Source organism: Pseudomonas sp. GW821-FHT01E05, from assembly GCF_059422425.1.
In genome coordinates, this window is the sequence record NZ_JBWKWW010000005.1 from 1 (window position 1) to 17,994 (window position 17,994).

Below are 17,994 nucleotides of genomic sequence, written 5' to 3' on the forward strand. Positions count from 1 at the left end.
GGCGCGCAACCGGTGGACTGGCTGGCGCACTACCCGCTGCTGTCGATCATCATCATTGTCTCCTGGCAATGGCTGCCGTTTGCGATCCTGATCCTGATGACCGCCATGCAGTCGCTCGACCAGGAACAGAAAGAAGCCGCGCGCCTCGACGGTGCCGGCCCGATCGCGATCTTCTGGCACCTGACCCTGCCGCACCTGGCGCGGCCGATTGCGGTGGTGGTGATGATCGAAACCATCTTCCTGCTCTCGGTGTTCGCCGAAATCTTCACCACCACCAACGGTGGCCCCGGCTATGCCTCGACCAACCTCGCCTACCTGATCTACAACCAGGCGCTGGTGCAATTCGATGTCGGCATGGCGTCGGCCGGCGGCTTGATCGCGGTGGTGATTGCCAATATCGCGGCGATCGTGCTGGTCCGGATGATCGGCAAAAACCTGACAGACAAAGCCTGAGGCCTGCACCATGACCCTTCAACAATCCCGTCGTCTGCAAAGCCTGCTGCTGGGCACTCTGGCCTGGGCCATCGCGATCCTGATTTTCTTCCCGATTTTCTGGATGGTGCTGACCAGTTTCAAAACCGAAATCGACGCCTTCGCCACGCCGCCGCAGTTCCTCTTCACCCCGACGCTGGAGAACTACCTGCACATCAACGAGCGTAGCGACTACTTCAGTTTCGCCTGGAACTCCGTGGTGATTTCCTTCAGCGCCACGGCCCTGTGCCTGCTGATTGCGGTGCCGGCGGCTTACTCGATGGCGTTCTACGAAACCCAACGCACCAAACGCACGTTGCTGTGGATGCTCTCGACCAAGATGCTGCCGCCGGTGGGCGTGCTGATGCCGATCTACCTGCTGGCCAAGAGTTTCGGCCTGCTCGACACGCGCATCGCGCTGATCGTGATCTACACGCTGATCAACCTGCCGATCGTGGTCTGGATGATTTACACCTACTTCAAGGACATTCCTAAAGACATCCTCGAAGCCGCGCGCCTCGACGGCGCCACGCTCGCTCAGGAAATGCTTCGGGTGCTGCTGCCGATTGCCAAGGGCGGCCTGGCGTCCACCGTGCTGCTGTCGCTGATCCTGTGCTGGAACGAGGCGTTCTGGTCGCTGAACCTCACCTCGTCGAAAGCCGCGCCGCTGACCGCGTTGATCGCCTCCTATTCGAGTCCCGAAGGGTTGTTCTGGGCCAAGTTGTCGGCGGTGTCGACGCTGGCCTGTGCGCCGATCCTGATCTTCGGCTGGATCAGCCAGAAACAGCTGGTGCGTGGTTTGTCATTTGGCGCGGTGAAGTAGGGACACGGGGCATACACGATCCAATGCAGGAGCTGGTACAGCCTGTGATCTTTTGATCTTCGGCTCCTGCATAAACCCAATCAGAACAATTAAAAATGGAGGCCCATCATGGCCAACCTGAAAATCAAGAATCTGCAAAAAGGCTTCGAAGGCTTTTCCATCATCAAAGGCATCGACCTGGAAGTGAACGACCGCGAGTTCGTGGTCTTTGTTGGTCCGTCCGGTTGCGGCAAGTCCACACTGTTGCGGCTGATCGCCGGGCTGGAGGAAGTCAGCAGCGGAACCATCGAACTGGATGGCCGCGACATCACCGAAGTCAGCCCGGCCAAACGCGACCTGGCAATGGTGTTCCAGACCTACGCCCTGTACCCGCACATGAGCGTGCGCAAAAACATGTCCTTCGCGCTGGATCTTGCTGGCGTGGCCAAGGCCGAAGTCGATAAAAAGGTAAACGACGCCGCGCGGATTCTGGAACTTGCGCCAATGCTGGAGCGCAAACCGAAGCAGCTTTCCGGCGGTCAACGCCAGCGCGTGGCTATCGGTCGCGCCATCGTCCGTAATCCGAAAATCTTCCTGTTCGACGAGCCGCTGTCCAACCTCGACGCCGCCTTGCGGGTGCAGATGCGTCTGGAACTGGCGCGGCTGCACAAAGAACTGCAAGCGACGATGATCTACGTGACCCACGACCAGGTCGAAGCCATGACCCTGGCCGACAAAGTGGTAGTGCTCAATGGTGGACGCATCGAGCAGGTCGGCTCGCCACTGGAGCTCTATCACCAGCCCGCGAATCTGTTCGTAGCAGGATTCCTCGGCACGCCAAAAATGGGCTTTCTCAAAGGCAAGGTCAGCCGTATCGACGCTCAGGGCTGTGAAGTCGAACTGGACGCCGGCACCCGCATCCGCCTGCCGCTCAGTGGCGCGACGTTGAGCGTTGGCGGCCCGATCACCCTGGGGATTCGTCCGGAACACTTGAACCTGGCGCAACCGGGCGACTGCACCTTGCAGGTCACAGCCGATGTCAGCGAGCGCCTGGGCAGCGACACCTTCTGCCACGTCCTGACCGCCTCCGGCGAAGCCCTGACCATGCGCATACGCGGTGACCTGGCCAGCCGTTATGGCGAGAAGCTGAGCCTGCACCTGGACGCTGAACACTGCCATTTATTCGATGCCAACGGTGTGGCGGTTACCCGACCGCTACGCGCCGCCGCCTGATTGCCGAGAGCTCAACATGAAACTGAACAAGCAGAACCTTAGCCGTCTGGCGCCTGAAGTGGCGGTGCCCGCCTATGCCGTGGCGGACGCCCGGCAAGGTATCGCGCATATCGGTGTCGGTGGTTTTCACCGCGCCCATCAGGCGTATTACACTGACGCCTTGATGAACTTGGGTGAAGGCCTGGACTGGAGCATCTGCGGCGTCGGCCTGCGCCCCGAGGATCGCCGCGCCCGGGATGACCTGGCCGGCCAGGACTACCTGTTCACCCTGTTTGAACTGGGCGATACCGATGACACTCAGGTCCGGGTCATCGGCGCCATCAGCGACATGCTGCTGGCCGAAGACGGTGCCGATCCGCTGATCGACAAGCTCGCCAGCCCGCAGATTCGCATCGTCTCGCTGACCATCACCGAGGGCGGCTATTGCATTGACGACAGCAACGGCGAGTTCATGGCGCATTTGCCGCAGATCCAGCATGATCTGGCCCATCCGGGCAGCCCGAAAACCGTGTTCGGTTTCCTCTGCTCAGCCCTGGCCAAGCGCCGCGCCGCTGGCATTCCAGCGTTCACCCTGATGTCCTGCGATAACCTGCCGCACAACGGCGCGGTAGCCCGCAAGGCGCTGCTGGCCTTTGCTGCCCTGCGCGATGCCGGCCTGCACGACTGGATTGGCGCCCACGTCAGCTTCCCCAACGCCATGGTCGATCGCATCACGCCGATGACCAGCGCCGCCCACCGCCTGCAACTGCACGACGAACACGGCATCGACGATACCTGGCCGGTGGTCTGTGAGCCCTTTGTGCAATGGGTGCTGGAGGACAAATTCGTCAACGGTCGTCCAGCCTGGGAAAAGGTCGGCGTGCAGTTCACCGACGACGTCACACCCTATGAAGAGATGAAGATCAAACTGCTCAACGGCAGCCATCTGGCGCTGACCTATCTGGGAGTTCTCAAAGGTTATCAATTCGTCCACGAGACCATGAACGACCCGCTGTTCGTACGTTTCATGCGCGCCTACATGGACCTCGACGTAACGCCGCAACTGGCGCCGGTCCCGGGAATCGATCTGACACGTTACAAAGACACTCTGGTAGAGCGCTTCTCCAACCAGGCGATTGCCGATCAGCTTGAACGGGTGTGTTCTGATGGCTCCTCGAAATTTCCCAAGTTCACCGTGCCGACCATCAATCGGCTGATCGCCAATGGCGAAGAAACAGAGCGCGCGGCATTAGTGGTTGCCGCTTGGGCGCTGTATCTCAAAGGCGTCGATGAGAATGGTGACAGCTACGCCATTGCTGACCCTCGAGCTGAGTTTTGTCAGGCGTTGGTGGCGGATGATGTGTTGGTCACGCAGAGATTGCTCGCGGTTGAGGAGATCTTTGGTACGGCGATTCCTGAATCGGCCGAGTTTGTCGCGGCGTTTGAGCGGTGCTTGAACAGCTTGCGCGAGGATGGGGTGACCAGGACGTTAGAGAAGCTACTCGCAAACTGATCGTTCCCACGCTCTGCGTGGGAATGCAGCCCGTGACGCTCCGCGTCACCTCCAGGAACGGACGCAGAGCGTCCAGTGAAGCATTCCCACGCGCAGCGTGGGAACGATCAAGGTCTTTGCATGGCAAACCAAAAACTATTCCTGGGCATCGACTGCGGCACCCAAGGTACCAAAGCCATTGTCCTCGACTCGGTCAGTGGCAAGGTTCTGGGCCATGGCGCAGCCAGCCATAGCATGATCAGCGGCGCCAATGGCCGTCGCGAGCAGGACACTGACCAGTGGCTTGGCGCCTTGATACTCTCGACGCGCAGAGCGCTGCAGGCGGCCGATATCAGTGGTCAGGACATCCTTGGCATCGGCGTTTCCGGCCAGCAGCATGGCTTGGTGCTGCTCGATGATGAAGGTCAGGTACTGCGCCCGGCCAAGCTTTGGTGCGATACCGAGTCCACCCCGGAAAATGATCGGCTGCTGGCTCATCTGGGCGGCGAACGTGGTTCGCTGGAACGCCTCGGCGTGGTCATCGCACCTGGCTATACGGTATCGAAACTGCTCTGGACCAAAGAGCGGCATCCTGAGGTTTTTGCCGAGATAGCGACGATATTGCTGCCCCACGACTACCTTAATTACTGGCTGACCGGCCGCCGTTGCAGCGAATACGGTGATGCCTCAGGCACCGGTTATTTCAATGTGCGCAGCCGTGAATGGGATGTGTCATTGCTCAACCATATCGACCCCCGCGGTCGGCTGGCCGCGGCCTTGCCACAACTGATCGAAGCCCGTACGCCGGTGGGCACTTTGCTTCCAGACATCGCTGAGCTGCTGGGTGTCAATCCCAAAGCACTGGTATCCAGTGGCGGTGGCGACAACATGATGGGCGCCATCGGCACCGGCAACATTCAGCCCGGGGCGATCACCATGAGCCTCGGGTCCTCCGGCACTGTGTATGCCTACGCCGAACAGCCGCACGTCAGCCCGGACGCGTCGGTGGCAAGCTTCTGTTCATCCAGCGGCGGCTGGCTGCCGTTGATCTGCACCATGAACCTGACCAACGCCACGGGGATGATTCGCCAGTTGTTCGAGCTGGACATCGATCGCTTCAACCAGCTTGTCGCCCAGGCGCCTATTGGCGCCGAAGGTGTGTGCATGCTGCCGTTCCTCAACGGCGAACGGGTCCCCGCCCTGCCCCATGCCAGCGGCAGCCTGCTGGGTTTGAACATGACCAACCTGACTCAGGCCAACCTGTGCCGCGCCGTGGTCGAAGGCACCACCTTCGGTTTGCGCTATGGTCTGGATCTGTTGCGCAACAACGGTTTGCAGAGCCGCAGTATTCGGCTGACTGGCGGCGGATCAAAAAGCCCGATATGGCGGCAGATGGTCGCCGATATCATGAACACCCCCGTGATCTGCCCCGAACAAAGCGAAGCCGCGGCCCTCGGTGCGGCGATTCAGGCTGCCTGGTGCGAGTCCTGGGCAAATGGAACAGAACAAAGCCTGTTTGAACTGTGCGAGCGTTGTGTCAGCCTCGACCCAGTCAGTCAAACCTTGCCGGGCGCGGCCAGCGTAAACGCCTATCAACAGGCCTATGAACGCTATCAACAGCATGTGGCAACCCTTTAAAAGAGAGAACGACTATGTATTTGGTGTGTGGTGAAGCGCTGTTCGATTTCTTCAGCGAAAACGACATCAGCGGTCAGGCTTCGAAAGTGAATTACAAAGCGATTGCTGGCGGTTCACCGTTCAACGTGGCCGTAGGTTTACGGCGTTTGGGCATCGACGTGGCGCTGCTCGCCGGGCTGTCCAACGACTACCTGGGTCGACGTCTGCGGCAGGTGTTGCAGGAGGAAGGCGTGCGCCCGGACTACCTGTTGGACTTCGACGCACCGACCACTCTGGCGATGGTCGCCGTCGGCACCGATGGCTCGCCGCATTACAGCTTCCGCGGTGAAGGCTGTGCTGATCGTCTGCTGTTGCCTGCACATTTGCCTGTGTTGGGCGCAGATGTGCGCGGCTTGCATATTGGTTCGTTCTCGTTGGTGGTGCAGCCGATTGCCGATACCCTGCTTGCCCTGGTGCGCCGGGAAAGCGGCAAGCGTCTGATCAGTCTCGACCCCAATGTACGACTCAACCCCGAACCGGATATCGAACGGTGGCGCGAGCGCATCAGCACACTGGTCGAACATGCCGACCTGATCAAGGTCAGCGATGAAGACCTGAAGCTGCTCTACCCGGAGTGTGATCCGCAGAGCGTGATCGAAGGCTGGCTGGAACACCGCTGTCAGCTGGTATTCCTCACCCGTGGCAGTCAGGGCGCAACGGTATTCAGCCGCCGCCACGGCAATTGGTCGGTACCGGCTTGCCCCGTGGTGATGGCTGACACCGTGGGTGCCGGCGACACCTTCCAGGCGGCCCTGATCGCCTGGCTGACCGAACAGCGACTCGATTCAATCGAAGGCCTGCAACGCCTGACCCGCGAACAGATCAGCGCCATGCTCACCTTCGCTGTCAGCGCCGCCGCCCTGACCTGCAGCAAAACCGGGCCGGATTTGCCGTATCGGCATCAGCTGGATCTTCGCTGACGGTCCGGCTCTGAACCAATAGTGCTGCCATAGGCGCCGCGGCGTGCAAGCCAGCGAGGCCATGGCAGCAAAACTTCTTGCCGGTTTGTCGTAGCGGGTACCGATCCTTGGCTTTCCTTCAGCCAGTCAAACATCCGCTCGGCGGTGTCCGTAAGCAACCCGTCTATCCAGGCGACCTCAGTTCGCTATTGGTAAACAGCAATCCAGCTTGTTCAGTATTCGATGCGCCAGGCGAACCCGGGACTCGTTGGGATAGTTCTTGTTGGCCAGCACCACAATGCCGAGCTGTTTCGCAGGCACAAAGGCCACGTAGGCACCAAAACCACCGGTCGAGCCGGTCTTGTTGATCCAGACAGCCTCCTGCGGCGGCAGGGGCGGATTCAGTTCTGTGACGGCATTGCTCTGATAAATCATCTTGTCGGAGTTGCCTTCGATCAGCGTATTCAGCTCCGCCGGGTAGCTGTACTGCTCCCAGACCAGATCCTGCGTCATCGAACCCAGCTTGAAGTAGCCCGTATGGGTATCGACGATCGCACGTTTGAGTTTTGTCTCTGTCTGCGTGAGGCCCAGGTTGGCCTCGACGAAGTGGATCAGGTCCCTGGCGGTGGTTTTCACACCGTAGGCTTCAGCTCCAAGTACACCGGGGTTCAACCGGACCGGAGCATCCTCTTTGTTGTAGCCCTGAGCGTAGAGGGGCATCTTGCTTGCCGGAACGTTGATGAAGCTCTCAGGCATACCCAATTTGGGAAACAGCCGTTGCTCCATCGCCTCTTCAAACGGCATTTTCATGCTCTTGGCCGCGATCAAGCCGAGCATCCCGATACCGGGGTTGGCATAGGTCCTGTACGTGCCAGGGGCGTAGCTGGGCTGCCAGGCCTTGAAGTAGTCCATCATCTGCCCGGTATTCTGTATGTCGTCAGGAAACTGAAGAGGGAAGCCTCCAGCCGTGTGAGTCCCCAAATTCATCAACGTCACCTTGTCGAAATGACTGCCCTGGAGTTGAGGCAGATACTTGCCTGGGCTGTCGGTGAGTGAAAGCTGCCCATTGGCCTGAGCGTAAGTCGCCAACGTGGCCGTGAATGTTTTGCTGATCGAGCCGACTTCAAAGAGCGTATCGCTCGTAACCTTCTGCTGTGTTTCCCTGGAGGTCACGCCGTAGTTGTAGAACCGCTGCTTGCCATTGGCCGTAACCGCAATGGCCAGGCCGGGAATGTTGTATTGCTGCATGACCTCTCGAGCGGCATCTTGCACGAGGGTATCGATATCCGGCTGTTGGGTATTGGCCATGGCGAATTTGCCGAAAAAGACTGCCCAGGCGAGCAAGAGAAATTCTGCGCAACGCTTTGCGATTGGGCGCATTCGGATTGTCCTCAGGTCTTTTTAATGGGGGACGAAAACTATCATCTCAATCCGACTGCTTCAAAGGTGTTCTATCACCGAATGTTTCGCCAGTTCCGTAGCGACGATCAAGCATTCCATCCACCAAACGAATCCCACCCACCGAGACATCGGCAGCCCCGCCTCGGCAAACAAATCGTTAGCCTGCTTCCTTTTATTCCACCTCCACGCCATGATGCAACTCTCCAACCGCCGCCCGCGAACGAGCCCTCATGTCTGCGCAACAAATGGCCACACTCAGCTCCATGGCGATCACCCGGCAGATCGTCTCCATCGTTTTCTATACCTTCATCGCATTTCTGTGCATCGGCTTGCCGATCGCCGTGCTGCCCGGTTACGTCCATGAACAACTTGGGTTCAGTGCCGTGGTGGCCGGGCTGACCATCGGTTCGCAATACCTCGCGACCCTGCTCAGCCGCCCCATGGCGGGACGCATGTCGGACAGCATCGGCACCAAGCGCGCGATCATTTATGGCCTGATAGGGATTGTTCTGAGTGGCGGGCTCACGCTGATCTCTACCTTGCTGCAAAGCTTGCCGCTGCTGAGTCTGCTGATTTTGATCGGCGGCCGCTTATTGCTGGGCATCGCCCAAGGTTTGATCGGGGTCGGCACCATCAGTTGGTGCATGGGCCAGGTTGGCGTGGAGCATACCGCCCGCTCGATTTCCTGGAATGGCATAGCGTCTTATGGCGCCATCGCCATTGGCGCACCGCTGGGGGTGGTGATGGTCGGTGAGCTGGGCTTTACCAGTCTGGGCATCGCCCTGTCGCTGTTGGCACTGGCAGCCTTGCTGATGATTCGCAACAAACCCTCGGTTCCCGTCATTCGCGGCGAGCGCCTGCCCTTCTGGGCCGTGTTTGGCCGCATTGCCCCGTTTGGTGCCAGCCTGAGTCTGGCATCGATCGGCTATGGCACCTTGACCACCTTTATTACGCTCTTCTATGTCAGCCGCGGCTGGACCGGTGCCGCGTACTGCCTGACGGTATTCGGGATGTGCTTTATTCTGTCGCGTCTGCTGTTTATCTCCAGCATCAGCCGGTTCGGTGGTTTCACAGCGGCGATTGCCTGTATGTGCATCGAAACCGTGGGGCTGGTATTGCTCTGGCTTGCGCCATCGACAGGCGTTGCCTTGATGGGCGCCGGGATGACCGGATTCGGTTTGTCGCTGGTCTACCCAGCCTTGGGCGTCGAGGCGATCAAGCAGGTACCCAACACCAGTCGCGGTGCGGGGCTGAGTGCTTATGCGGTGTTTTTCGATCTGGCGCTGGCGATTGCCGGGCCATTGATGGGCGCCGTGGCGCTGAACCTGGGGTACTCGTGGATCTTCTTCTGCGCAGCACTGCTTTCGATGACGGGGCTGGGTCTGACCCTGTTATTGAAGTACCGATCCGTGTAGGAACAACTATTGATCGGCGGTCTGCAACCCTGCCCTGCTTGGCTTGCCCAGCTCATGGGAAAAGAAGCGGCCGGCTTCAGAGATCAAGTTGCGGTGAATGTCTTCGCGGTCGACGCCGACAGCGTCGGTACACAAGGCCGGCATCGCCACCAGTTGCTCCTCTGTACAGGGCGCCATGAACACAAAGTGCCCGGCACCGGCCAGCAGCTTGAAATCCGGAGCAGTCGGCAGTTTTCGCGCCAGCGCAGCAGCGTTTTTATCGATAGCCACCAGTTTGTCGCCATCACCGCTATAAAGCAGCACCGGCACATGCACCCCGGACAGCGTATTACGACCGAACTTCAGACTCAGCGGGGCCATCAGTAACAATGCATGAACCCTCGGGTCAGCGACTGGCCGCAAGTCATCGCGATCGACGATCAATTCGCCCTGGGTGTTACAGGCGTCGTTGTCGTCGGGGCGCTCCTGGCAATAACGGCGCAGGCGATCCAGATCCGGCGTGGCACCGGACAGGATCAATGCGGTTTCGCCGCCGGCCGAATAGCCAATCACGCCGACCTGGTCGGCATTGACGAACGGCGACAGCATCGGATCAGCCAGTGTTGCGGTGATCGCTTCGGAAATCTGGATCGGCCGGCCATACAGATTGCTCAATGTGCCGAGGCGACTGTGATCCTTGTAGTTGTCACCGGGGTGTATCACTGCTACCACCACAAAACCTTTGCGCGCCAGCGACGTGGCCAGATCATGCAAAGCCAGCGGGGTCCCGGTATTGCCGTGGGACAGCATCAGCATCGGAAACCGGCCAATCGCAATTTTGGCATCTTTGGAGGCTTCGATCTTATACCCCTCAACCTTGCTTGAATGCTCTATGCCGGTCGATGGGTAGAAGGCAATCGCCCGCATTGGCTGCAAATCCAGCGGATCGAGAAAGCTCATCTCATGGAAGCCGACGCTCCAATGAGGGTGCGGCGCAGGTGCGGCTTGCACTGTATTCAGGCTGCTGAGCAGGCAGATCAGTAACACTGCACAAAGACGCATCATGGGATGCCCTACCTTTGCTGCGTAATTAGAAAGCCCGTTTTTTGCTGCCAGCCCTTACAGCCAAGGCTTTGTGCCAGTCCTGGCCACTTCTGAGGCATGCACAGCGCGGGGTCGGTAACCCATGAGTGCATAACCCGGGCCAAAACCTGAAACGTCAAAAACAAAAAACTCCGTACCCTGACCATCTACTGATGGGCAGGGTACAGAGTTTAGTGGGTATTACCTGAGCTATTTACTTTTTTACACTAGTTTTACGCAGCGGCGAACAACTGCTCGCTGATTTGCACCTGGGCATCGCTCATGGCTTTAACGCGGACTTCGTCACCGTAGGCCAGGCCGTGGGCACGGACGAACTCGATGTCAGTGATGCCCATGAAGCCGAGCATGACTTTCAAGTACTCTTCGTGGCCGACGCCGGTAGCCTGGCCGACGTGCATACCGCCGGAAGTCGAAACCACGACGACTTTCTTGTTACCGCACAGGCCTTCAGGACCGGCTTCGGTATAACGGAAGGTCTGGCCGGCAACTGCGATGCGGTCGATCCAGGCTTTCAATTGGGTTGGAATGGTGAAGTTGTACATTGGCGCGGCGATGACTACGGCATCAGCCGCAAGGAATTCGGCCAGGGTCGAAGCACTCAGCTGCGCTTCGTGCTGCTGTGCAGCATCGCGCAGTTCAGCGGTGGTGCCGGCGGCAACCAGAGTGGCGGCGGAGAAGTGGCTGATCGCGTCGCTTGCCAGGTCACGGTAAGTCACCACAGCTGCCGGCTCTGCAGCTTGCCAGGCGTGAACGACGCTGCGGCTGAGCTGACGGGAAGCCGAGTTGTCGCCCAGGATGCTCGAATCAATATGCAACAGTTTCATGTGGGATCTCCAAGTGAGGATCGCCACCGGGCGATCAAGTGAGGACAATCCTACAGATGAAACCAATGGCTGATTAGTCGACAATAATGCGATAGTTCGTCCCACTGATAGAACAATTGAGTCCTGACCATGCAAGACCTGAATGACCTCTACTATTTCGCCAAGGTCGTGGAAGCCGGCGGTTTCGCCGCCGCAGGGCGCTTGCTGGGCATTCCAAAGTCGCGTCTGTCCCGGCGCATTGCCGAGTTGGAGGAGCGACTCAACGCCCGCCTGCTGCAGCGCACCACACGCCAATTGAAGTTGACCGCCGTCGGTGAGCGTTACCTGCGGCACTGCCAAGCCATGCTACTGGAAGCGGAAATGGCCGACGAAGCAGTCGCCAGCATGTCCAGCGAACCTCGCGGACGCCTGCGGGTGTCGTGCCCGGTTGGCCTGGCCCATGAGTTTCTGCCCTCGGTGATCAGCACTTTTCTGGAGAAATTCCCCCAGGTTCAGCTTGAGATGACGTTACTCAACCGCCGCGTTGACCTGGTGACCGAAGGCATCGATGTCGCCTTGAGAGTGCGAGAAATCGGGGATGAAGATCCACTGCTGGTCACCCGCCGTCTGCGCCAGGCCCAAATGGTGATGATTGCAAGCCCGGCCTTTCTGCGCGAACGGGAAATCAACAGTCCTGAGGACTTGAAAAACGTCCCGGTGCTGGGCGCGCTGGAGGCCGACCGCATGGTGCATTTGCGCATGCTGGATAAGCACGGAAAAATCTGTGAGTTGACTCTTGAAGCGCGCTTGGGCATCGATGATTTTATTGTGCGCAAAGCCAGCACGCTGGCAGGTTTGGGCTTCACTATCCTGCCGATGATGTATTGCGAGCAGGAGCTGGAAAACGGCCAGCTGGTGCAGCTACTGCCCGATTGGTCGTTGCCTGGTGGATGGCTGCTGGCGGTCTACCCTCATCGACGCGGCCTGCTGCCTGCGGTGCGCGCCTGGATTGATCATCTGACCGATTCGTTCAAAAGCTGCGGAGATCGACTGCTATGAAAGCCAGGCCCATGACTGAAGAAGATGTGGCGCACTTCTGCCTGGCACTGCCCGGTGCCAGGGAAGATTACAAATGGGGTGGTGTGCGGGTGTTCTCGATTGCCGGGAACAAGATGTTTGCGCTGCAGAACCTGCGGGGTGCCTCACTGGCCTTCAAGGTCGATAAAGAGCTGTTTCTCGGCCATGTCGACCGCCCAGGCATTCATCCTGCGCCTTATCTGGCACGGGCGCAGTGGATCATCATGGAAACGCCCTACCCGCTGGCCACCGAAGAACTGCAAGGCTTGCTGCAACGCTCCCATCAATTGGTGGTCAGCAAGTTGCCCAAGCGCATGCAGATCGGCTTACAACTATAGGGAAAACAGCCTGGCGCCAAGGAACAACCGGTCGACCCAGAACACCTGGTGCAGCAGGACGATCGCCCAGAACACCAGCTGATACGAGACCTTGCGCGTCTTGTGCCGAAAAAACTGTTGAGCCAACAAAGCCCCTGGCCAGCCACCGGCCAGTTCCAGGGCATGCAGGACGTTTTCCGGAGTTCGCCAACTGTCGGCGCGGGCCTTGCGCTTGTCACTCCAGTACAGGAAAAACGCCAGTACGCTCACAACTCCATAGGCTGCCAAGGGAATCAAAGAGACACCCCGCAGCCACAGGAGTACCGAGCCCAAGACCGGCAGCGCACACAACACCAGGAAGACCAGCCCTTTGAATCGCGGGTTTTGAATGGCAATCCCGGGCTTTGGCCCGGAGTTGCCACGCGGCCGAAGCTCGATCACGGTTTGGCAGCCGCCCAGTCGACCCAGCCAAACTGCCAGGTGGCGAGAATCAGCAGGCCAAAGGCAATCCGGTACCAGGCAAATGCCGCGTAGCTGTGGCTGGCAATGAACTTGAGCAGCCCCTTGACCGCAATCATCGCGAAGATGAACGCGGTAACGAAGCCAATGGCGAAGACTGGAAAGTCATCGGGCTGGAATAAATGACGGTATTTGTAGCCCGAGTACACCGCCGCACCGACCATGGTCGGCATTGCCAGAAAGAATGAAAACTCCGTAGCGGTTTTGCGCGACAGGCCAAACAGCAAGCCACCGATGATGGTCGAGCCGGAGCGGGAGGTACCGGGAATCATCGCCAGACACTGGGCAAAGCCGACTTTCAACGCGTCTTTCCAGGTGATTTCGTCGACGCTTTCGGCATGCACTTCATGTTGACGTTGCTCGGCCCAGAGCATGATGATCCCGCCCACCACCAACGCTGTAGCGACGGTAATCGGGTTAAAGAGGTAATGGTGAATCAGGTTGGCGAAAATCACCCCCAACACCACGGCCGGCATAAAGGCAATCAGCAGATTGACGGTAAATCGTTGGGCATTGCGTTGTGTCGGCAACCCGAGAACAACATCCAGGATCTTGCGGCGAAACTCCCAGACCACAGCCAGAATCGCCCCGAGCTGGATGATGATGTTGAAGGCCATGGCCCTTTCCCCACCAAAATTCAGCAAGTCCGCGACAATAATCTGGTGCCCGGTACTGGAAATGGGCAAGAACTCTGTGAGCCCTTCTACAACTCCTAAAATCAATGCCTGAGTGGCGGTCCAAAGATCCATCTATCCCCCATGAAGCCATGCCCCAGGCATGCCTCGTTAATATATTTCATAGCGTACAGTGCGATAGCGCAGCTGAATTCCTGCGCGCACAAGATCAACAAAAACCGTAAAAAAGCTTGAAAAAACAAGCCGTATTCAGGTTTTTCATGCGCGGCCGAAATGCTACCAGACATACCCGATTAACGCTGTAGCCTTAGTACACTTGGGTAACGTTGGCTCCCAAAGCATTCCGGGATGCTGGCGGGCATTTATGACAAGAAAAAGAATACGCCGTGACGGGTTATCAAAAGCGGGTGCTCAATGCGGCCATTGATGTGGCCCGGGCCGTTGAGCAAGGCTCCGATCTTTGCGCAAATACCCCGATCACGCTGATTAACGCGTCAGGCCACTCTCTGGTTACAATCGCCCCCCCTCTTCGACTACCCCAAGGAATCCGCATGTCCGGGCTTGAACTGTTTGCCGCCGCGCTCGGTGTAATTGCCGTCTGGCTGACAGTCAAACAGAACCCCTGGTGCTGGCCGATCGGCCTGGTCATGGTGCTGCTCTACAGCTGGATCTTCTTTGAGGTGAAACTGTATTCGGACATGCTCCTGCAAGTGATCTATGCCGCGTTGCAGCTCTATGGCTGGTGGCAATGGACTCGCGCGGGCGAGGCTCGGCAGGGACGGCCAGTCAGTCAACTGGACACTCCATCGATGCTGCTTGGCCTTGCTGTCGGTGCAGTCGGCAGTCTGCTGCTTGGGGCCGCCATGGCCTACTGGACGGATGCGGCTCAGCCATGGCTGGACGCCGCGCTGACCGGATTCAGCCTGGTCGCACAACTGTGGATGGCGCAGAAGCGCGTGCAGTGCTGGCCACTGTGGATTGCGGTGGATGTGATTTTCGTTGGTCTGTTCGTCTACAAGGGCCTGTACCTGACAGCCGCGCTCTATGGCCTGTTTACCCTGCTGGCCGTGCAAGGCTGGCGGGAATGGCGCGCTGCTCCGGCGTTGCGCGCATGAAAGTACTGGTCTTGAGCGGCCCGGAATCCAGCGGCAAGAGTTGGCTGGCCGCCGAGTTGCAAGCCCGTTTCGGCGGGTTGCTGGTGGGCGAGTACGTGCGGCGCTTTATCGAAAAGGAGGCCCGCGAAACCCGCTACGAGGATATTTCGGTGATTGCACTTGGCCAGCTACGGTGGGAGGACAGGGCTCGCGCCAGACAACCATCACTGTTGATCCTCGACACCCACCTGCTGAGCAACATGCTCTGGAGCCATGCGCTGTTCGGTGACTGCCCGGCCTGGATCGAAGAAGCCTTGCTGGCGCGGCACTACGATCTGCACCTGCTGCTCAGCCCGGAGGCGGTCGTCTGGACTGACGACGGTCAACGCTGTCAGCCGGATCTTGCCGATCGCCAGGCATTTTTCCAGGCCAGTCGCGATTGGCTCGACCGGCACCAGCAGACTTACCAGATGCTGCGTGGCGACTGGGCACAGCGCAGGCGCGATGCATTCGAGGCGGTTAATCGGCTGCTGGGCGCCTGACTTCAGCACGCCCCGCCCGGCAAGATGTCCATTCCTGAAACACCCTCCTCCCCACAAACCCGCCAAATGAAGCGGCTCAAGCCTCGCCGGGGGCAAAGTGTTAATCAACGGAAACAGTCGATCTACACAGTCCATGATGAGCAATGGCGGACAGATAAACGGCGCAATGCCCGGCCATCTGTCTCAGCGTCGTTACAACAAATTTTGACTCCTGCAACAAAGAATCACAACCCACTGTTTTAACTATAAAAATAAAAGGCGGCACACCTTCTGCTCTCTTCCTCGCAACGCTGAGAAGGGCCAGCGCACTTTAAGAAGGAATTGCCGTCGTGGGGAATATCGATAAAGGCATTTTTCGCCTCCTGCTGATCGGATGTGCATTGGGTTCGAGTATCAGTCTGCCCGTCCAGGCCGGTGATGGGGTCATCGTCCTGATGCGGGAGGTCCAACCGCGTTCCGCGACCCGCCCCCCCCTGGTTCCCGACCCTAACCCCTTGACCGCCAATGCCAACCCCTCCAGGCAAGTCATCAGTGCAACGAACGAATTGACGGACGGCGACTTTGCCAGCATCAGCAGCGGCGCAGGCATCACCGGAATGATCGCTCAAGGCACCGGCACGCTGCGCGGCAACATCAACGATCAGACACAGCTGCCCGGCGTGTCCGCTGGACATTCCCCAGGTTCCGGCAACGGTATTGCCAACAGGATCAACGGAACCATCCAGCAAGGCCTGGGCGGTCTGAAAATGATCTCGGGAGACCGTTGAAATGAATCGCACTCTGCTGATTCTGGCCATGTTTTGCAGTGCGCCGACCTTTGCCCAACCTCCTGCCATCGATACTGCCTCCATCGACAACTCCGGCAGTCAGTACCAGGGCAACTTCTCGGTCAACCAGGCTGCCGGCGATCAGCAACAACAGGCCAACGCCCGAGCCATCGCAATTGACACCGACGCCAGCGCCACCACGCAGATTCGCCAACGGTTGCGTACTCATGTCGATCCCAGGATCGATGCCCAGTCAACCATTAAAGGCAACTCCTTCAGTAACGGCAATGGCGTACTGGGGGTCAACCAGAGCTCGGGCGCCAGCAACCAGCAAGCCAACGCCCTGCGGATAAGCATCAGTGCTACGCCGCAAAGTATCGACGACAGCGTCCTCATGCAACAGAACGTGGCACTGCTCAACAACTCCGATTCAACTGATCTTACTCCTGGCCATCGCCAGGTCGCTACCAGCGACCAGGCCTTCACCGGTAGCCGTGGGGTGATCCAGTTGAATCAGAGCGCCGGGGTGGGAAACCGAACGGCCAACACCCTGAGCGTACGGGTCGCGGATTGACCCAAACAGGTAAGAACAACACTTAACCTAAAATAAAGTACGGAGAATCACCATGAAACCCTCGATGGCAATCAAGCCTCTGGTTTTCGCAATTGCTGCGGTCATGGCTGTTGCTGTACAAGCTGCAGATCCACAACCAAATCCAAAAGACACCACCAACGCCGGCGGCACCGCGAAAGCCTGGGATACACAAACCAGCATTGGCAACTACATTCTCAATGAAGGGACTAAAAACAAAGCCGAGATGAACAACTCGGCCACGGGCGCCTCCGGTAACGTGGGCGTCAACGTTGCAGCAGGCGACGGCAACCAACAAGACAACGCTGCGGCCATTGCCAGCGGCGATGGTTCGTTTGTCTTTGGTTCAGCGTTGGCAACCGCTCAGGTCACGCAAAACGGCGACAGTAACTCGGTCGACAACTTCTCCACTACAAACAGCGCCACTATGAGCGGTTCGGCCAACGGCGGCAGCGGCAACCTGGGCATCAACATGACTGCCGGCGACCTTAACCAACAGAAAAACACCATGGCGATCGCTGTGTCTGGCGGTAAGCACGCTACCGCAACCGCAAGTGCCGATCAGCAAGGCCTTGGCCTGATAGTGAATAACAAAGCCGATCGGACGTTCCGCAAGGATACGCTGTCGTCTACCAACTCATCCAGCGGTCATTCCTCTTCCAGTAATTCATCCAGCTTGCACGTTGAGAAGCACGTTGATAAGCGCTTTGAGAAGGACGTTGATAAGAAAGTTGCTGTGAAAGCTGATGTGAAAATTGATGTGGACGCTGCCAAGACCGTTACTAAGGATGATGGCCGTCACGAGCGCCGCAGTGCAACTTTCGACGCATCGATCAAGGCAAAGGTCGACGCATCGGTCGAAAAATCGTTCGACAAAAAGGTCCACGAAAAGGTCGACAATTCGTTCGACAAATCGCGCGAATTCAGTGAGAGCAGTTCTTTTGAATTGAGCAACACAGTGTCCTGGCAAGTGCTGACCCCAACTGGCTGGGCAAACCCTGTGACCAACACTGCTACCTTGAACGGTTCGGTTAATGGCGGCAGTGGCAACCTGGGCGTCAACGTGGCTGCCGGTGTTGGCAACCAACAAAGCAACTCTCTGTCCATTGCAGCCGGTTGCAAAACTTGCCTGTAAGCTAATTTCCAGGGTCTGGAGGCCCCCTTCGGGGGGCCTTTTCTCACTACTACACGAAGGC

The 17,994-nt window shown here is 58.4% G+C and carries 19 protein-coding genes and 1 pseudogene; 14 read left to right on the forward strand and 6 right to left on the reverse strand.

Annotation, left to right across the window (positions count from 1 at the left end):
* The 6 genes from AC07W5_RS11825 to AC07W5_RS11850 all read left to right on the forward strand — a co-directional run.
* Window positions 1–453 (forward strand): carbohydrate ABC transporter permease (locus AC07W5_RS11825; RefSeq protein WP_495023426.1); only part of this gene is annotated, 453 nt, incomplete at its 5' end.
* Window positions 454–463: 10 nt separating this feature from the next.
* Window positions 464–1,294 carry a carbohydrate ABC transporter permease gene (locus AC07W5_RS11830; protein ID WP_494991692.1) on the forward strand — a complete coding sequence of 277 codons (831 nt, stop codon included), beginning with the start codon at window positions 464–466 and terminating at the stop codon, window positions 1,292–1,294.
* A gap of 108 nt (window positions 1,295–1,402) precedes the next feature.
* On the forward strand, window positions 1,403–2,506 hold the full coding sequence (locus tag AC07W5_RS11835) for an ABC transporter ATP-binding protein (protein ID WP_494995304.1): 1,104 nt from the start codon (window positions 1,403–1,405) through the stop codon (window positions 2,504–2,506).
* A gap of 16 nt (window positions 2,507–2,522) precedes the next feature.
* Entirely contained in the window at window positions 2,523–3,998 is a 1,476-nt protein-coding gene (locus AC07W5_RS11840) for a mannitol dehydrogenase family protein (RefSeq protein ID WP_495023427.1), read from the forward strand.
* 120 nt (window positions 3,999–4,118) lie between these two features.
* The gene (gene xylB, locus AC07W5_RS11845; protein ID WP_495023428.1) at window positions 4,119–5,615 is read left to right on the forward strand and encodes a xylulokinase; all 1,497 of its coding nucleotides are present in this window, start codon (window positions 4,119–4,121) and stop codon (window positions 5,613–5,615) included.
* A gap of 14 nt (window positions 5,616–5,629) precedes the next feature.
* The gene (locus AC07W5_RS11850) at window positions 5,630–6,574 is read left to right on the forward strand and encodes a carbohydrate kinase family protein (RefSeq protein WP_494995301.1); all 945 of its coding nucleotides are present in this window, start codon (window positions 5,630–5,632) and stop codon (window positions 6,572–6,574) included.
* A 9-nt stretch (window positions 6,575–6,583) separates the two neighbouring features.
* On the opposite strand, the pseudogene AC07W5_RS11855 reads toward AC07W5_RS11850, so the two are convergent.
* Window positions 6,584–6,714: pseudogene (locus tag AC07W5_RS11855) on the reverse strand (IS5/IS1182 family transposase); the annotation flags it as partial.
* Between the two features lie 37 nt (window positions 6,715–6,751).
* Window positions 6,752–7,933 (reverse strand): class C beta-lactamase, encoded by a 1,182-nt coding sequence (gene ampC, locus AC07W5_RS11860; protein WP_495023429.1) that lies wholly within the window; start codon window positions 7,931–7,933, stop codon window positions 6,752–6,754.
* Window positions 7,934–8,184: 251 nt separating this feature from the next.
* Between ampC and AC07W5_RS11865 the strand changes: the two genes are divergently transcribed.
* Window positions 8,185–9,369, forward strand: coding sequence for an MFS transporter (locus tag AC07W5_RS11865; protein WP_495010878.1), 1,185 nt, complete (start codon window positions 8,185–8,187; stop codon window positions 9,367–9,369).
* A 6-nt stretch (window positions 9,370–9,375) separates the two neighbouring features.
* Here the strand turns inward: AC07W5_RS11865 and AC07W5_RS11870 are convergent, their stop codons facing one another.
* On the reverse strand, window positions 9,376–10,413 hold the full coding sequence (locus tag AC07W5_RS11870) for an alpha/beta hydrolase family protein (protein WP_494995298.1): 1,038 nt from the start codon (window positions 10,411–10,413) through the stop codon (window positions 9,376–9,378).
* Window positions 10,414–10,664: 251 nt separating this feature from the next.
* Window positions 10,665–11,276: an FMN-dependent NADH-azoreductase gene (locus AC07W5_RS11875; protein WP_494995297.1), complete on the reverse strand. Its 612-nt coding sequence runs from the start codon at window positions 11,274–11,276 to the stop codon at window positions 10,665–10,667.
* Window positions 11,277–11,405: 129 nt separating this feature from the next.
* On the opposite strand from AC07W5_RS11875, the gene AC07W5_RS11880 reads away from it, so the two are divergent.
* Window positions 11,406–12,314: a LysR substrate-binding domain-containing protein gene (locus tag AC07W5_RS11880; RefSeq protein ID WP_494995296.1), complete on the forward strand. Its 909-nt coding sequence runs from the start codon at window positions 11,406–11,408 to the stop codon at window positions 12,312–12,314.
* Entirely contained in the window at window positions 12,311–12,670 is a 360-nt protein-coding gene (locus tag AC07W5_RS11885) for an MmcQ/YjbR family DNA-binding protein (protein WP_494995295.1), read from the forward strand. The genes AC07W5_RS11880 and AC07W5_RS11885 overlap by 4 nt, the downstream gene beginning before the upstream one ends.
* On the opposite strand, the gene AC07W5_RS11890 is transcribed toward AC07W5_RS11885, so the two are convergent.
* Complete coding sequence (locus AC07W5_RS11890; RefSeq protein ID WP_495023430.1) at window positions 12,665–13,090, reverse strand: DUF1294 domain-containing protein; 426 nt, start codon at window positions 13,088–13,090, stop codon at window positions 12,665–12,667. The genes AC07W5_RS11885 and AC07W5_RS11890 overlap by 6 nt on opposite strands.
* A complete protein-coding gene (locus AC07W5_RS11895; protein WP_494995293.1) occupies window positions 13,087–13,917 on the reverse strand; it encodes an undecaprenyl-diphosphate phosphatase in 831 nt (276 codons plus the stop codon). Before AC07W5_RS11895 ends, AC07W5_RS11890 begins: the two co-directional genes overlap by 4 nt.
* Window positions 13,918–14,354: 437 nt before the next feature.
* Between AC07W5_RS11895 and pnuC the strand changes: the two genes are divergently transcribed.
* From pnuC to fapC, 5 genes are all read left to right on the forward strand, one after another.
* Window positions 14,355–14,918 (forward strand): nicotinamide riboside transporter PnuC, encoded by a 564-nt coding sequence (gene pnuC, locus AC07W5_RS11900; protein WP_494995292.1) that lies wholly within the window; start codon window positions 14,355–14,357, stop codon window positions 14,916–14,918.
* Window positions 14,915–15,439, forward strand: a complete 525-nt coding sequence (locus AC07W5_RS11905) for an AAA family ATPase (RefSeq protein ID WP_495023431.1) — start codon at window positions 14,915–14,917, stop codon at window positions 15,437–15,439. Before pnuC ends, AC07W5_RS11905 begins: the two co-directional genes overlap by 4 nt.
* Window positions 15,440–15,768: 329 nt before the next feature.
* On the forward strand, window positions 15,769–16,206 hold the full coding sequence (gene fapA, locus AC07W5_RS11910) for a functional amyloid chaperone FapA (protein ID WP_494995290.1): 438 nt from the start codon (window positions 15,769–15,771) through the stop codon (window positions 16,204–16,206).
* Between the two features lies 1 nt (window position 16,207).
* On the forward strand, window positions 16,208–16,780 hold the full coding sequence (gene fapB, locus AC07W5_RS11915; protein WP_495023432.1) for a fibril amyloid subunit FapB: 573 nt from the start codon (window positions 16,208–16,210) through the stop codon (window positions 16,778–16,780).
* Between the two features lie 52 nt (window positions 16,781–16,832).
* Window positions 16,833–17,933, forward strand: a complete 1,101-nt coding sequence (gene fapC / locus AC07W5_RS11920) for an amyloid-like fimbrin subunit FapC (RefSeq protein ID WP_495023433.1) — start codon at window positions 16,833–16,835, stop codon at window positions 17,931–17,933.
* The last annotated feature ends 61 nt before the right edge of the window (window positions 17,934–17,994 follow it).

What these genes read in the sequence shown, in the direction of transcription:
- AC07W5_RS11865 (WP_495010878.1), top strand. Translation starts at nt 8,185, where the DNA reads ATGTCTGCGCAACAAATGGCCACACTCAGCTCCATGGCGATCACCCGG.
- AC07W5_RS11905 (WP_495023431.1), top strand. Translation starts at nt 14,915, where the DNA reads ATGAAAGTACTGGTCTTGAGCGGCCCGGAATCCAGCGGCAAGAGTTGG.
- pnuC (WP_494995292.1), top strand. Translation starts at nt 14,355, where the DNA reads ATGTCCGGGCTTGAACTGTTTGCCGCCGCGCTCGGTGTAATTGCCGTC.
- fapC (WP_495023433.1), top strand. Translation starts at nt 16,833, where the DNA reads ATGAAACCCTCGATGGCAATCAAGCCTCTGGTTTTCGCAATTGCTGCG.
- AC07W5_RS11880 (WP_494995296.1), top strand. Translation starts at nt 11,406, where the DNA reads ATGCAAGACCTGAATGACCTCTACTATTTCGCCAAGGTCGTGGAAGCC.
- AC07W5_RS11895 (WP_494995293.1), bottom strand. Translation starts at nt 13,917, where the DNA reads ATGGATCTTTGGACCGCCACTCAGGCATTGATTTTAGGAGTTGTAGAA.
- AC07W5_RS11835 (WP_494995304.1), top strand. Translation starts at nt 1,403, where the DNA reads ATGGCCAACCTGAAAATCAAGAATCTGCAAAAAGGCTTCGAAGGCTTT.
- AC07W5_RS11875 (WP_494995297.1), bottom strand. Translation starts at nt 11,276, where the DNA reads ATGAAACTGTTGCATATTGATTCGAGCATCCTGGGCGACAACTCGGCT.
- AC07W5_RS11830 (WP_494991692.1), top strand. Translation starts at nt 464, where the DNA reads ATGACCCTTCAACAATCCCGTCGTCTGCAAAGCCTGCTGCTGGGCACT.
- AC07W5_RS11870 (WP_494995298.1), bottom strand. Translation starts at nt 10,413, where the DNA reads ATGATGCGTCTTTGTGCAGTGTTACTGATCTGCCTGCTCAGCAGCCTG.
- AC07W5_RS11840 (WP_495023427.1), top strand. Translation starts at nt 2,523, where the DNA reads ATGAAACTGAACAAGCAGAACCTTAGCCGTCTGGCGCCTGAAGTGGCG.
- AC07W5_RS11885 (WP_494995295.1), top strand. Translation starts at nt 12,311, where the DNA reads ATGAAAGCCAGGCCCATGACTGAAGAAGATGTGGCGCACTTCTGCCTG.
- xylB (WP_495023428.1), top strand. Translation starts at nt 4,119, where the DNA reads ATGGCAAACCAAAAACTATTCCTGGGCATCGACTGCGGCACCCAAGGT.
- ampC (WP_495023429.1), bottom strand. Translation starts at nt 7,933, where the DNA reads ATGCGCCCAATCGCAAAGCGTTGCGCAGAATTTCTCTTGCTCGCCTGG.
- AC07W5_RS11850 (WP_494995301.1), top strand. Translation starts at nt 5,630, where the DNA reads ATGTATTTGGTGTGTGGTGAAGCGCTGTTCGATTTCTTCAGCGAAAAC.
- fapB (WP_495023432.1), top strand. Translation starts at nt 16,208, where the DNA reads ATGAATCGCACTCTGCTGATTCTGGCCATGTTTTGCAGTGCGCCGACC.